Source organism: Cellulomonas sp. zg-ZUI22 (assembly GCF_017353535.1).
Classification (GTDB): Bacteria; Actinomycetota; Actinomycetes; order Actinomycetales; family Cellulomonadaceae; genus Cellulomonas; species Cellulomonas wangleii.
This window is the reverse complement of sequence record NZ_JAFMUZ010000001.1, coordinates 1,066,450-1,080,189: the sequence shown is the minus strand read 5'-3', so window position 1 is coordinate 1,080,189 and position 13,740 is coordinate 1,066,450. Positions and strand designations below refer to the sequence as shown.

Genomic DNA, 13,740 nt, shown 5'->3' with positions numbered 1-13,740 from the left:
CGTCGACCCGGAGGTGCGTGCCATGGAGACGCCCCTGCTGCCCGCCCCGCTCGCGCTCGTCACCGGTGCGTCGAGCGGCATCGGCCTGGAGATCGCGACGCGGCTGGCCGAGCTGGGCCACGACCTCGTCGTCACCGCCGAGGACGAGGCGATCGGCCTGGTCGCCGAGGGCCTGACGCAGCACGGCCGCGCGGCGCGGGCCGTGCGCGCCGACCTCACGCAGGCCGAGGGGGTCGACGCGCTCGTCGCCGACGTCGTGGCCGGGGGACGGCCGCTGGACGTGCTCGTGCTCAACGCGGGGCGGGGCGCCGGCGGCGCGTTCCTCGACGTGCCGCTGGAGGACGACCTGGCCACGATCGCGCTCGACGTGGTCGCCCCGGTGCGGCTGGCCAAGGCGCTGCTGCCCGCGATGGTCGAGCGCGGTGTCGGCCGGGTCCTGGTGACGTCGTCCGTGGGCGCGCTCATGCCCGGGCCGTACTACGCGACGTACGCCGCGTCGAAGGCGTTCGACCTGTCGTTCGCGCAGGCGCTGCGGTACGAGCTGCGGGACACGGGTGTCACCGTCACGGCGCTGCTGCCGGGCCCGACCGACACCGACTTCTTCGAGACCGCCGGCATGCAGGACACGCGCGCGGGGCAGGGCCACAAGGACGACCCCGCCGACGTGGCCCGGCAGGCGGTCGACGGTCTGCTGAAGGGGGACGAGAAGGTCGTGGTGCGGTCGCTGCAGGCACGGGGCCAGGCCGCCGCGGGTGCGCTGCTGAGCGACGGCGCCGGGGCGGCGCTGCAGGCCCGGTTCGTCGAGCCGCGGGACACCGAGCCCGCCGACGGGCGCTGAGGCGCCGGGTCCCGGCCTCCCGTCCACAGCCGGACGCCGACGCGCCCCGCCGCACGCCCGACGGCTCGTAGGGTGGGGGCGTGCTGCCGGACCCCGCCGTTCCCGAGACCCGTCGCCGACGGTCGGCCGGACCGCTCGACGACCCGCCGCCCGCCGACGCCCCGACCTGGGACGACGCGCCGGCCGAGCCGTGGTGGGACGACGCTCCCCCGCCGCCGGACGACGCCCCGCCGCCCGAGGCGTGGGACGAGGACCCGTGGGGCGCGCCGGCGCCGGGCCGCACGAGCGCGCGCCGACCGGACGCGCCGCGCAGCACGGCCGCGGGACGCCCGGCCCCGTCCCACGGGACGCCGGCCGAGGTGCTGCACCGGGTCTGGGGCTACGAGGCGTTCCGCGGCGAGCAGGCCGCGATCGTCGACACCGTGGTCGCCGGCGGTGACGCGGTGGTGCTCATGCCCACCGGCGGCGGCAAGTCGCTGTGCTACCAGGTGCCCGCGCTGGTGCGCGAGGGCACCGGGGTCGTCGTCTCCCCGCTGATCGCGCTCATGCAGGACCAGGTCGACGCGCTGTCGGCCCTGGGTGTGCGCGCCGGGTTCCTCAACTCGACGCAGGAGCGCGACCAGCGCCGGGCGGTGGAGGCCGCGTTCCTGGCGGGCGAGCTGGACCTGCTCTACCTGGCCCCCGAGCGGCTGCGCGTCCCGGAGACCCTCGACCTGCTGGACCGCGGCCACGTCGCGCTGTTCGCGATCGACGAGGCGCACTGCGTGTCCCAGTGGGGGCACGACTTCCGCCCCGACTACCTGGCGCTGTCGCTGCTGCACGAGCGCTGGCCCGACGTGCCGCGGATCGCGCTCACCGCCACCGCGACGCACACGACGCACCGGGAGATCTGCGAGCGCCTGCAGCTGACGGACGCCGCGCAGTTCGTCGCGAGCTTCGACCGCCCCAACATCCGCTACCGGATCGTGCCGAAGGACAACCCCCGCGCCCAGCTGCTGCAGCTGCTGCGCACCGAGCACGCGGGCGACGCCGGCATCGTCTACTGCCTGTCGCGGGCGTCCGTCGAGCAGACGGCCGAGACGCTGCGCAAGGAGGGCATCGACGCGCTGCCGTACCACGCAGGGCTCGACCGGCGGGTCCGGGCCGCCAACCAGTCCCGGTTCCTGCGGGACGACGGCGTCGTGATGGTCGCGACCATCGCCTTCGGGATGGGGATCGACAAGCCCGACGTGCGGTTCGTCGCGCACCTGGACCTGCCCAAGTCGGTCGAGGGCTACTACCAGGAGACGGGACGCGCGGGCCGCGACGGGCTGCCGTCGACGGCCTGGCTCGCGTACGGCCTGGCGGACGTGGTGCAGCAGCGCCGCATGATCGACACGTCCGAGGGCGACGCCGCGCACAAGCGGCGCCTCACGCAGCACCTGGACGCGATGCTCGCGCTGTGCGAGACGGTGGACTGCCGCCGGGTGCAGCTGCTCGCGTACTTCGGTCAGGAGTCCGACGGGCCCTGCGGCAACTGCGACACGTGCCTGGAGCCGCCGCAGTCGTGGGACGGCACCGTGCCGGCGCAGAAGCTGCTGTCGACGGTGGTGCGGCTGGACCAGCGCGGGCAGCGGTACGGGGTGGGCCACCTGGTCGACATCCTGCGCGGCAAGGTGACGCCGCGCGTGCAGCAGCTCGGGCACGACCAGCTGTCGACGTTCGGGATCGGGCAGGACCTGTCGGACGGCGAGTGGCGCGGCGTGGTGCGTCAGCTGCTCGCGGCCGAGCTGCTCGCGGTCGACACCGAGGGCTACGGCACGATCCGCCTGCTGCCCGCGTCGGCGGAGGTGCTGCGCGGGGAGCGCGAGGTGCGGCTGCGCCGCGAGCCGGAGCGCACCGGGCGCTCGACGCGGGAGCGACGCGGCTCCGGACGCACCCCGGCGGCGGCGGCGGACCTGACGGGCGGCGACGCCGGGCTGTTCGAGGCGCTGCGCGCGTGGCGCGCGGGCGCCGCCAAGGAGCAGGGCGTGCCCGCGTACGTGGTGTTCCACGACGCGACGCTGCGCGAGATCGCGACCCGTCGCCCGACGACGCGTGCCGAGCTCGGCACGATCAGCGGGATCGGCGCGGCCAAGCTCGACCGGTACGCCGAGGGGGTCCTGGCCACGGTCGCGGCCGACGGCTGACGCCCCGGGCTGTCGACCTGTCGGGCTGCGTCAGCCCACGGGCCCGGTCGAGGACCGGACGACCAGGTGCGTGGGCAGCAGCACGGGGTCGGCCGCGTCGCGGCCCCGGGTGACCGGCTCGTCGTCGAGGTCGGGCGCCCGGTCGAGGTCGGAGGCCTCGTCCGGGTCGGCCGCCGGCGCCGCGTCGGGGTCGTCGTCGGCCGGGCGGTTCCCCTCGAGCCGCGCGAGCAGCAGGTCGGCCGCCATGCGCCCCGCCTCCTCCACGGGTGACTCGACGGTCGTCAGGGCGGGACGCACCAGGTCGGCACCGAAGATGTCGTCGCACCCGATGACGCTCAGGCGCTCGGGCACGGGCACCTCGCGGGCGTCGAGCCGTTCGAGGACACCGAAGGCGAGCAGGTCGTTGAACGCGACGACGGCGGTGGCACCGGCGTCGAGGGCGGCGTCGGCCGCGGCCGCACCGGCCTGCCGCACCGGGGCGTAGGGGCCGAGCACGACGAGCTCCACGCCCAGGCGCGCCGCGGCCGGCTCCAGTGCCTCGCGGCGGCGCCGGTCGGACCACGACGTCACCGGGCCGGAGGCGTAGGCCACCCGCCGGTGCCCCAGCGAGGCCAGGTGCTCGAGCGCCTGGACCATGCCACCGGCGGTGTCGAGCAGCACGCCCGGCGTGCCGGGGATGGTGCGGTTGACCACGACGAGCGCGAGATCCGCCGCCGCGGCCGCGATCTGCTCGTCGGACAGACGCGAGGCGGCGAGCACGGCGCCGTCGACCTGGCCGCGGAGCTTGCGCAGGGTGTCGAGCTCGACCTCGGCGGACTCCTCGGTGTCGGCGAGCACCTGCACGTACCCGGACTCCCGCAGCCGCGCACCGGTGCCCCGCACCAGCCCGAAGAAGAACGGGTTGGTGACGTCGGGCAGCACGAGCGCGACGGTGGCGGTGCGGCCCGAGAGCAGCGCGCGGGCCGACGCGCTCGGGATGTACCCGAGCTCCTTGGCGGCCGCGACGACGCGGTCGGCGGTGTCCGCGTTGACCCGCCCGGGGCGGGTCAACGCCCGCGACGCGGTCGACACGGCGACCCCTGCGGCCGCTGCCACGTCCCGCAACGTGGGCTGTCGCCTGACGGCCATGCACCCTCCAGGTCAGCTCGTCGCCGACGGTGCGGCGGTGCACCGGGCGGATCTTGCTGGCAAACGATTGCCAGCCTAGCGTGTCGGGGCCTACTCTCACCAGTGCCCCTCGCGACGTCGCGATCGGGCGAAAGGAGCCTCCCACGATGCCCGGCACGACGATCCGCTCGGCCGAGGTGCTGGTGTCCAGCCCCGGCCGCAATTTTGTAACGTTACGCCTCGTCACCGAGGATGGCGTGGAGGGCCTGGGTGACGCCACCCTCAACGGGCGCGAGCTGGCTGTCGCCAGCTACCTGACCGACCACGTGGTCCCCCTGCTCATGGGCCGGGACGCGCACACGATCGAGGACACCTGGCAGTTCCTCTACCGCAGCGCGTACTGGCGCCGCGGGCCCGTGACCATGGCCGCGATCGCCGCCGTCGACGTCGCGCTGTGGGACATCAAGGCCAAGCTCGCCGGCATGCCGCTCTACCAGCTGCTCGGCGGCGCCTCGCGCAGCGGGATCATGGCGTACGGCCACGCGTCGGGCCGTGACCTGCCCGAGCTCTTCGACTCGATCCGCCAGCACCTCGACGAGGGCTTCCGGTCCATCCGGGTCCAGACCTCCGTGCCCGGCGTCGACGCCGTCTACGGCGTCGCGGCACAGCCGTCGTCGTCGGGACGCTACGACTACGAGCCCGCCCAGCGCGCGCCCCTGCCGGCCGAGGAGGACTGGGACACCCGGGCCTACCTGCGCCACATCCCCCGGGTGTTCGAGGCCGTGCGCAACGAGTTCGGCCCCGAGCTGCCGCTGCTGCACGACGGCCACCACCGCATGACGCCCATCCAGGCCGCGCGCCTGGGCAAGGACCTCGAGCCGTACGACCTGTTCTGGCTGGAGGACTGCACGCCGGCGGAGAACCAGGACGCGCTGCGCCTGGTGCGGCAGCACACCGTGACGCCGCTCGCGATCGGCGAGGTCTTCAACACGGTCTGGGACTACCAGACCCTCATCCGCGAGCAGCTCATCGACTACGTGCGCTCGGCGGTCACGCACACCGGTGGCATCACGGCGCTGCGTCGCATCCTCGACTTCGCGGCGCAGTACCAGATCAAGTCCGGCATCCACGGCCCCACCGACATCTCCCCCGTCGGCATGGCCGCGGCGCTGCACCTGGACCTCGCGATCCACAACTTCGGCATCCAGGAGTACATGAAGCACTCCGCGACGACCGACGAGGTCTTCCGCACGTCGTTCACGTTCGCCGACGGCTACCTGCACCCGGGCCACGAGCCCGGCCTGGGCGTCACCTACGACGACGAGGCGGCCTCGCGCCACCCGTACCAGGCGGCCTACCTGCCGTTCAACCGGCTCAAGGACGGCACGGTGCACGACTGGTGAGCGCCACCGACACGCCCCAGGTCCACCCCGCGTGGCTGCCCGACGCCGCGTTCGCACCGCTCGGCTCCCGGCGTGTGCTCGTGGCCGTCGGCCCGGACGCCGGGCCGGTCGGCGCGACCGTCGTCGACGAGGTCCGGCGGGCCACCGCCGCGCACGGCGGGTCGGTCACGGTCCTCGCACCGAGCGAGGCGCTGCCCGATGCCGCGTCCGTCCGGTCGCACGACCTCGTGCTGGTCGTGGCGTCGCGTGCCGCCGAGCGCGACAGCGGGGCGGCCCGACAGGTCCCGCCCCCGGGGCGCGCCCCGCAGCCGCCGCACCCGAACGACGCGCTGGTGGCCGTGGCCACCGACGGCGCGCTCGTCGCCGCCGACGGGGCGCCGGGCCTCAGCCCTGACATGTTCGTCCGGGTCCGCGCAGGCGGCACCACCGTGGTCGTCGCCGGCGCCGCGACGGGCCTGCTCTACGGCCTGCACGACGTGGTACGGCTGGGCGAGGACGCGTTCGGTGACGACGCCCCGCCGGTGCGCGACCTGCCCGTCGCCCCGGTCCGCATGCTCGACCACTGGGACAACATCGACGTCCACCCCGTCATGGGGCAGGTCGAGCGCGGGTACGCGGGCGGCTCGATCTTCTACGCGGACGGCCGCGTGCGCGAGGACCTGTCCCGCGTCGCCGACTACGCGCGGCTGCTCGGGTCGATCGGGATCAACGCGGTGGCGATCAACAACGTCAACGTCCACCGCACCGAGGCGCGGCTGCTCACCGACGGGCTGGCCGACGTCGCGCGCGTCGCCGACCTCTTCCGCCCCCACGGGGTGCGGACGTACCTGTCGGTGTCGTTCGCGTCGCCCGTGGTGCTCGGTGGCCTGCCGACGTCGGACCCCGCCGACCCGGACGTCCAGGCGTGGTGGGCCGCCGCGGCGGACCGCGTCTACGCGACGATCCCCGACTTCGGCGGGTTCGTCGTCAAGGCGGACTCCGAGGGGCAGCCCGGGCCGTTCGCGTACGGCCGCGACCACGCCGACGGGGCGAACCTGCTGGCCCGCGCGCTGCGCCCGCACGGCGGGACGGTGTTCTGGCGCGCGTTCGTCTACAACCACGAGCAGGACTGGCGCGACCGGCGCACCGACCGCGCGCGGGCCGCGTACGACCACTTCGCGCCCCTGGACGGCCGGTTCGACGACAACGTCGTGCTGCAGGTCAAGTACGGGCCGATCGACTTCCAGACCCGGGAGCCGATCTCGCCCGTGCTGGCCGCGATGCCCCGCACCCGCCTGGCCGTCGAGCTGCAGGTCACGCAGGAGTACACGGGCCACCAGAAGCACGTGTGCTACCTGGGGCCGCTGTGGTCGCAGGTGCTGACGTTCCCACTGGCCGAGGACGCGACGCGGGACGTCGCGGCGCTCGTCTCGGGACTGCCGGGGCGGCGGGACACGCCGTCCGGGGAGCTGCCGGCCGGTGGCGTCACCGCCGTGTCCAACGTCGGGGACGACGAGTTCTGGACCGGCCACCCGCTGGCGCAGGCCAACCTGTACGCGTACGGGCGGCTCGCGTGGGACCCGGAGGCGGACCCGGTCGCGCTGCTCGACGAGTGGATCGGCCTGACGTTCCCCGGCGCCGACCCGCGCGTGCGCGACACGCTGCACACGCTCATGGACGGCTCGTGGCTGACGTACGAGGCGTACACGGCCCCGCTGGGCGTGGGCTTCATGGTGGACCCGGGGCGCATGCACTACGGGCCCAACGTCGACGGGTACGAGTACTCGAAGTGGGGCACGTACCACTTCGCGGACCGCGACGGCATCGGCGTCGACCGGACCGTCGCGACCGGGACCGGCTACGCCGGGCAGTACCCGTCGCCGTGGCGTGAGACGTACGAGGACCTGGCCACCTGCCCGGACGAGCTGCTGCTGTTCTTCCACCACGTGCCGTACTCGCACGTGCTGCACAGCGGCACCACCGTGATCCAGCACGTCTACGACTCGCGCGCCGACGCCGTCGACGTCGTCGAGTCGTGGGTGCCCGCGTGGGACGCGCTGCGCGGCCTCGTCGACGACCGTCTGCACGCGCGGGTCGCCGAGCGGCTGACCGAGCAGGTCCGGTCCGCCACCGAGTGGCGCGACCAGGTGCGCTCCTACTTCTTCCGGAAGTCCGGGGTCCCGGACGCCTCGGGGCGGCCGATCTACTGACGCCCGTCCCGGGCGATGCGTGAAGGGGTGCTGCCGGACCTCGGCAGCACCCCTTCACGCCTCATCGGCCGAACCGCCTCAGCGGCCCGTCCCGTCGACGGCGTGCTCGTCGATCGCGGCCAGCTCGTCGTCCGTCAGCGGCGGCGCCGACAACGCGGCCACGTTGTCCTCGAGCTGGGCCACCGAGCTCGCGCCGACGAGCGCCGAGGTGATGCGGTCGTCGCGCAGCACCCAGGAGAGCGCGAGCTGCGCGAGGGTCTGGCCGCGTCCCGCCGCGATCTCGTTCAGCGCACGCGCGCGCGCCAGGTACGTCTCCGAGAGCGCGCGCTCGGAGAGGAAGGGGCTGGCACCGGCCGCGCGGGACCCCGCCGGGGCGGCACCGCCCAGGTACTTGTCGGTCAGCAGCCCCTGCGCCAGCGGCGAGAACACGATCGTCCCCACCCCCAGGTCGCCCACGACGTCGAGCAGCGACTCGGTCTGCCCCTCGGCGACGTTCTCGACGTGCCGGTTGAACATCGAGTAGCTCGGCTGGTGGATGAGCAGCGGCACGCCCATGCCGGCGAGCACCGCGTGCGCCTCGCGGGTCTGGGCCGGCGTGTAGTTGGAGACCCCCACGTACAGCGCCTTGCCGCTGCGCACGGCCTGCGCCAGCGCACCCATCGTCTCCTCGAGCGGCGTCGAGGGGTCCGGACGGTGGTGGTAGAAGACGTCGACGTAGTCCAGCCCCATGCGCCGCAACGAGGCGTCGAGGGACGACAGCAGGTACTTGCGCGACCCGCCGTCCTGGTACGGGCCGGACCACATGTCGTAGCCCGCCTTGGTGGAGATGACGAGCTCGTCGCGGTAGGGCCGCAGGTCCGCCGCCAGGTGCCGGCCGAGGTTCTCCTCGGCCGCGCCCGGCCGCGGGCCGTAGTTGTTCGCGAGGTCGAGGTGCGTGATGCCCAGGTCGAACGCGCGGCGCAGGACGTCACGCTGCGTGCCGAACGGCGTCAGGTCACCGAAGTTGTGCCACAGCCCCAGGGACAGCGCGGGCAGGTCGAGGCCCGAGCGCCCGGTGCGGCGGTAGGGCATGGTCGCGTACCGGTCGTCGGCGGCGCGGTACGGCTGCAGGGCGGGCATGCGGGGGCTCCTCGTCGTCGGGGGTGGGGTGTCAGCCCTGCTGCTGCTGCAGCGCCGCCCGCGCCGCGGCCGCCTCGGCCGGGAACGCCTCGTCGAGCTGGGCGAACAGCTGCAGCGTCGTGGCGATGCCGCACGCGAGGTGCTGGTCGACCTGGACGTCCGCGACCCCGTGGGCGTAGTCCACCGTGTGCTCGCCGTAGACACCGAGGACGTCGTCCTCGGTCCGCACGTACCCCTTGGGCCACAGGTGGGTCGAGTTCCACTCGTTGACCAGCGCGGTCACGTCCGCGAGGCGCGCGGCGGGCACCTCGCGGCTCCAGCGACCGCGCACCTGCAGCGACGTGTCGCCGGGGCCCAGCAGGAAGAAGTAGAAGAGGTGCCCGTCGAAGTACCCGCCGACGTCACCGTCCTCGTCGATGCCGTACTCCAGGCCGCGCGCGTCCAGGACCGCCGTGACGCGCTCCCGCCCGAGCGGGGCCAGGGCGGGCGTCGGACCGGACGTGTCGTCACTGAGGAGAGCCATGGTCGGGGAGCCTAACCACCCCGGGCGACGCCCGCGCGGTGTGCTCAGCCGCGCAGGACCAGGACCTCGGCCGGGGCCAGGGTCAGGTCGTCGCCCACCCGCACGACCCGCCCGGTCAGCAGGTCCTCCCCCGCCACCTGCGCGGTCACCGTCACCGGCGCGTCGCCGTGGTGCAGCACGAACGTGGACGTGGTCCCGTCGGGTGCGACCCGGCGTGCGACCTCGACGCCCACGTCGTCCGCGTGCGGGCCGACCAGCCCGTGCCCGGTGAGCACGTGCCGCAGCACCCGCGCCAGGCCGGCGTCGTCCAGGCCCGTCGCGACGTGCCACGCGGAGCCGGCGCCCCGCCGGGCGCGCGTGACGGCCGCCCGGCCCGCGTAGAAGTCGGCGCCGTACGTGCCGACGACCTCGGTGCCCTCGTCGGGGACGAGCAGCTCGAACACGAGCGTCGCGTCGTGCGTCGTCGCGACCCCGTCGAGCTCGAGCGTCACCGGGTTCGCCGCACCCGGCACGCCCGAGTCCGTCTCCTCCACCCGCGTGCCGAGCAGCGGGTCGAGGGGCGGCACGCCGCAGTACGCGTTGTCGTCCTCGTCGACGCGACCGCCGTAGAACGTCGTCACCAGCGAGCCGCCGCGCTCGACGTGCGCGGTCAGGCGCTCGACGACGTCGCCCTTGAGCAGGTGCAGCAGCGGCGCGACGACCACGTCGTACGGTGCGAGGTCCGCGGTCACCGGGACCACGTCCACCTCGGCGTTCAGGGACCACAGGGCGCGGTGGTGCTGCAGCAGCGTCTGCAGGTAGGAGACGTGGCGGTTGTACCCGTCGGTCATCTCGACCGCCCACCACGAGTCCCAGTCGAGCAGCAGCGCGACGCGGGCCGGCGTGCGGGCGCCCAGCAGGGCGTCCCCGGTGCGCGCCAGGCCCGCACCGAGCTCCGCGGCCTCCCGGAACACCCGCGTGTCCGTGCGCCCGGAGTGGTCGATCAGCGCGCCGTGGTACTTCTCGCACGCGCCCTTCGACTGCCGCATCTGGAAGTACAGGGTGGCGTCCGCACCGTGCGCGACCGACTGCCACGTCCACAGGCCCAGCACGCCCGGCCGCTTGACCGGGTTGACGTCCCGCGACGCCGTGGTCGACGGCGTCTGCTCCATGACCCAGAACGGCTGGCCGCCCTTCAGCCCGCGCATGGCCGCGTGGGTGGCCGCCATGCGGGCCGCCGTCCGCAGCGGGTCGTCCGGCAGCGGCGGGTAGTTGTCCCAGGACACGAAGTCGAGGTCGTCGGCCCACCGGTGGTAGTCGAGGGGCTGGAAGAACCCCATGAGGTTGGTCGTGACGGGCAGGGCGCTGCGCTCCCGGATCGCCGCCTTCTCGTCCGAGTACCCCTCGTGCAGGCGGTCGGACATGTAGCGCCGGTAGTCGAGCGTGATGCCCTGGAACGCCGTGTGGTTCGGCCCGCGCCAGTGCTCGGAGAGCATCGACGGCGGCACGACCTCGTCCCAGTCACCGAAGACGTGGGACCAGAACAGCGTGTTCCACGCCCCGTTGAGCCGCTCCAGCGTGCCGTACCGCGCCCGCAGCCACTCGCGGAACCCGGCCGCGCACAGGTCGCAGTAGCAGGCGCCGCCGTACTCGTTGCCGACGTGCCACGCGACCACCGCGGGGTGGTCCCCGTACCGCTCGGCCAGCCGATCGGCCATCGCCACGGACAGCCGCCGGAAGTCCGGCGACGACGGGCAGTGGTTGTGCCGCTGCCCGTAGACGTGCCGGCGCCCCTCGAGATCCACCCGGCAGGCGTCCGGGTACGCGCGCGCGAGCCACGGCGGCATCGCGCCGCTCGGCGTCGCGAGCACGACGTCGCGGCCCTGCGCGTGCGCCCGCTCGACGATCGCGTCGAGCCGCGAGAAGTCGTACGCCCCCTCCGCCGGCTCGGTGTGCGCCCACGCGAACACCCCGACGGTCAGGGTCGTGACGTGCGCGAGGTCGAACGCCGCGTAGTCGTCGTCCCACACCGCGGCGGGCCACTGCTCCGGGTTGTAGTCGCCGCCGTAGCGGATGTGGTCACCGGCAGGGAGGGACACGGGCACCTCAGGGGGACGGGTCGGGATCGGCGGACGGGGCCGCCGCGGACGGCTCGGGATCGGCGGACGGGTCGGCGGTGAAGCGGGCCACGGCGTCGCGCACGACCGGCTCGGTGGTGGTGACCACCGCGAACGCGAGGGGCCCGGCCAGCATCACCAGCACCCAGTCGGACGTGAACAGGACGATGCCCACGGCCAGCACCACGAGGGACAGCACCCCGAGCGTCACCAGCGGCTTGGCCGCCAGGTAGTACGTGGACAGGCGGGCCACGTCCCGCGTGCGCAGGCTCAGGTGCGACGACAGCGCCAGGGCCGTCACCGCCCACATGAGCAGCGCCACGGACAGCACCACGAGCACGATGCCGTAGCCGGCGGGCACGCCGGCTGTGTCGAGGTGCGCGAGCGAGAAGGCGATCACGGCCAGCGCCGCGAGCACCGGCACCCACCACCGCAGCACGTCGAGCGCGTTGAGGCGGTAACCCCGCCAGAAGTGCCGGGCGGGTGCCAGGTCGCGCTCCTCGATGAACCGGCGCCACGCGAACATGGCCGCCGCGAGCGCGGGACCCATGGGGACCAGCAGCAGGGCGACGGCCCACACGTTGGAGGGGTCCCCCGTGAGGAAGGGGACGAGCACCAGCGGCAGGCCGCCGACGACGACCGTCAGGGCGCTGATCACCAGCACCCACATCACGACGGCCGCGCCGCGGGACAGCGGGCCGGCGCCGACCTCGTCCAGGTCGTCGCGGCGGGACATCACGCCCGCCCCCGCTCGTGCGCGGCGACCAGGCGGTCGTCCGACGCGCCCAGCAGGCGGCGGTCGTCCAGACCCTCGTGGTGCGTCGGGGACACGGGCGTGAGCTCGACGAACGTGATCTCGTGGCGTCCCAGGACGAGGTCGAGGTCGACGCGCCCGTCGGCGCCGCGGGCCAGGTCGTGCTCGACGGCGGGGCGGGCGCACGCGCGCAGCACGTCCAGCTCGCGGGCCGTCGGGGACGTCGGGCGACCCATCTCGCGCCACGCGGCGAACGCGTTGCCGTCGTGCTCGTTGACGCGCTCGCGCAGCACGAACGCGGCGTCGCCGCGCACCGGCAGCGACAGCTCGACGCGGTGCTCGGCGGGCGTGTCGGCGGCGTCGGTGCCGCCCACGGGCTGCCAGGCCAGCACGGTGACGCGGCCGTCGGGGTCGGCGCAGACCAGGTGGTCCGCACCGCGCGACAGCACGTCACGCCCCATGCGCGCCATGAACGTGTAGAGGTGGTAGGTCGGCTTGGCGACCTGCCGGTGGGTGAGCATGCCGAACCCGCCGTGGAAGAACGACGTGGGGACGTTCGCCTCCTCGAAGACGTCACAGAACGTCCAGTACGAGAAGGAGTCGACGACGTCGCCGCCGCCCGCCAGCACGGGGGCCAGGTACGCGGCGTTGTACGCGGTGTCGTGGATCGGGTTGTCCGGGCGGTACGAGGTGTTGAACTCCGTGATGTGCACGGGCAGACCGGCCAGCTTCGTGCCCTCCAGGTACCGGCGCGGCGCGTCGAACTGGTCGAGCAGGTCCTGCGGCTCCACGAGCGTCTGGTAGACGCCGAACGGGATCCGCTGCACGGGCCCCGAGGCGTACGCGTGCCGGCTGACGAAGTCGATCGGCACGTCGCGCCGCGTCACGAAGTCGGTGAACGGCGCCCACCACTCGTCGTCGGAGCCGCCGCAGATGGCCGGGCCGCCGACCTGCAGGTCCGCGTCGATGTCCTTGATCGCGCGCGCCGTCTCCTCGTAGAGGCGGAAGTACGCCTCCTGGTCGGCGTCCTTCCAGAACACGGTGAGGTTGGGCTCGTTCCACACCTCGATCGGCCAGCGGCGCACCTCCTCGATGCCGTACCGGTCGATCTGGTGGCGCACGAACGCCCGCACCAGCGCGGTCCACTCGTCGTGGTCGCGCGGCGGCGTCACGTTGCCCTTCCACCAGAACACCGTCTGGTCGCCCGACGCGAGCTGCGACGGCATGAAGCCCAGCTCGAGGAACGGCCGGATCCCGACCGACAGGAAGAAGTCGTGCACCTGGTCGACGTACGTGAAGGCGTACCGGCTGTGGGTGCGGCCGTCGACCTCGTCGGTCCGCAGCACACCCATGTCGTCCGACAGCACGCCGTGGCCGCGGATGTGGTGGAACCCGACCTCGCGCTGCACCTGGGCCAGCGAGTCGCGGTAGTCGGACCGCAGGGCGAGGTTCATGCGGCCGGTGCCGACGCACGCGCGCCAGGCGTCGGGCAGCGGGCCGGTGGGCTGGGCGGGGACGACGGTACGCACGGGTGCGACCTCCA

The 13,740-nt window shown here is 74.1% G+C and carries 10 protein-coding genes; 4 read left to right on the top strand and 6 right to left on the bottom strand.

What is annotated here, in order from left to right; translation table 11 throughout:
• Positions 1-22 precede the first annotated feature (22 nt).
• Together J1G43_RS04855 and recQ are read left to right on the top strand one after the other, a co-directional pair.
• Positions 23-838, top strand: coding sequence for an SDR family oxidoreductase (locus tag J1G43_RS04855; protein WP_207339347.1), 816 nt, complete (start codon positions 23-25; stop codon positions 836-838).
• A gap of 80 nt (positions 839-918) precedes the next feature.
• Positions 919-3,006, top strand: coding sequence for a DNA helicase RecQ (recQ, locus tag J1G43_RS04850; RefSeq protein ID WP_207339348.1), 2,088 nt, complete (start codon positions 919-921; stop codon positions 3,004-3,006).
• Positions 3,007-3,036: 30 nt separating this feature from the next.
• Here recQ and J1G43_RS04845 read toward each other — a convergent pair whose 3' ends face one another.
• Positions 3,037-4,134 (bottom strand): LacI family DNA-binding transcriptional regulator, encoded by a 1,098-nt coding sequence (locus tag J1G43_RS04845; protein ID WP_207339349.1) that lies wholly within the window; start codon positions 4,132-4,134, stop codon positions 3,037-3,039.
• Positions 4,135-4,280: 146 nt separating this feature from the next.
• On the opposite strand from J1G43_RS04845, the gene manD reads away from it, so the two are divergent.
• Both manD and J1G43_RS04835 read left to right on the top strand, forming a co-directional pair.
• A complete protein-coding gene (gene manD / locus J1G43_RS04840) occupies positions 4,281-5,516 on the top strand; it encodes a D-mannonate dehydratase ManD (RefSeq protein ID WP_207378065.1) in 1,236 nt (411 codons plus the stop codon).
• On the top strand, positions 5,513-7,705 hold the full coding sequence (locus J1G43_RS04835) for an alpha-glucuronidase (RefSeq protein ID WP_207378064.1): 2,193 nt from the start codon (positions 5,513-5,515) through the stop codon (positions 7,703-7,705). Before manD ends, J1G43_RS04835 begins: the two co-directional genes overlap by 4 nt.
• 78 nt (positions 7,706-7,783) lie before the next feature.
• On the opposite strand, the gene J1G43_RS04830 is transcribed toward J1G43_RS04835, so the two are convergent.
• The 5 genes from J1G43_RS04830 to J1G43_RS04810 are packed head-to-tail and all read right to left on the bottom strand — an operon-like array spanning position 7,784 to position 13,726.
• Positions 7,784-8,824 (bottom strand): aldo/keto reductase, encoded by a 1,041-nt coding sequence (locus J1G43_RS04830; protein ID WP_207370116.1) that lies wholly within the window; start codon positions 8,822-8,824, stop codon positions 7,784-7,786.
• A gap of 31 nt (positions 8,825-8,855) precedes the next feature.
• Positions 8,856-9,347, bottom strand: coding sequence for a YbjN domain-containing protein (locus tag J1G43_RS04825; protein ID WP_207370115.1), 492 nt, complete (start codon positions 9,345-9,347; stop codon positions 8,856-8,858).
• 44 nt (positions 9,348-9,391) lie between these two features.
• Positions 9,392-11,425, bottom strand: coding sequence for a beta-galactosidase (locus tag J1G43_RS04820; protein WP_207378063.1), 2,034 nt, complete (start codon positions 11,423-11,425; stop codon positions 9,392-9,394).
• 7 nt (positions 11,426-11,432) lie between these two features.
• On the bottom strand, positions 11,433-12,179 hold the full coding sequence (locus tag J1G43_RS04815; RefSeq protein WP_207378062.1) for a DUF624 domain-containing protein: 747 nt from the start codon (positions 12,177-12,179) through the stop codon (positions 11,433-11,435).
• Entirely contained in the window at positions 12,179-13,726 is a 1,548-nt protein-coding gene (locus tag J1G43_RS04810) for a xylan 1,4-beta-xylosidase (protein WP_207370112.1), read from the bottom strand. The genes J1G43_RS04815 and J1G43_RS04810 overlap by 1 nt, the downstream gene beginning before the upstream one ends.
• Between the last annotated feature and the right edge of the window lie 14 nt (positions 13,727-13,740).

Coding starts and splice junctions, on each gene's coding strand:
- J1G43_RS04855 (WP_207339347.1), top strand. CDS start 23: ATGGAGACGCCCCTGCTGCCCGCCCCGCTCGCGCTCGTCACCGGTGCG.
- J1G43_RS04845 (WP_207339349.1), bottom strand. CDS start 4,134: ATGGCCGTCAGGCGACAGCCCACGTTGCGGGACGTGGCAGCGGCCGCA.
- manD (WP_207378065.1), top strand. CDS start 4,281: ATGCCCGGCACGACGATCCGCTCGGCCGAGGTGCTGGTGTCCAGCCCC.
- J1G43_RS04830 (WP_207370116.1), bottom strand. CDS start 8,824: ATGCCCGCCCTGCAGCCGTACCGCGCCGCCGACGACCGGTACGCGACC.
- J1G43_RS04825 (WP_207370115.1), bottom strand. CDS start 9,347: ATGGCTCTCCTCAGTGACGACACGTCCGGTCCGACGCCCGCCCTGGCC.
- J1G43_RS04815 (WP_207378062.1), bottom strand. CDS start 12,179: ATGTCCCGCCGCGACGACCTGGACGAGGTCGGCGCCGGCCCGCTGTCC.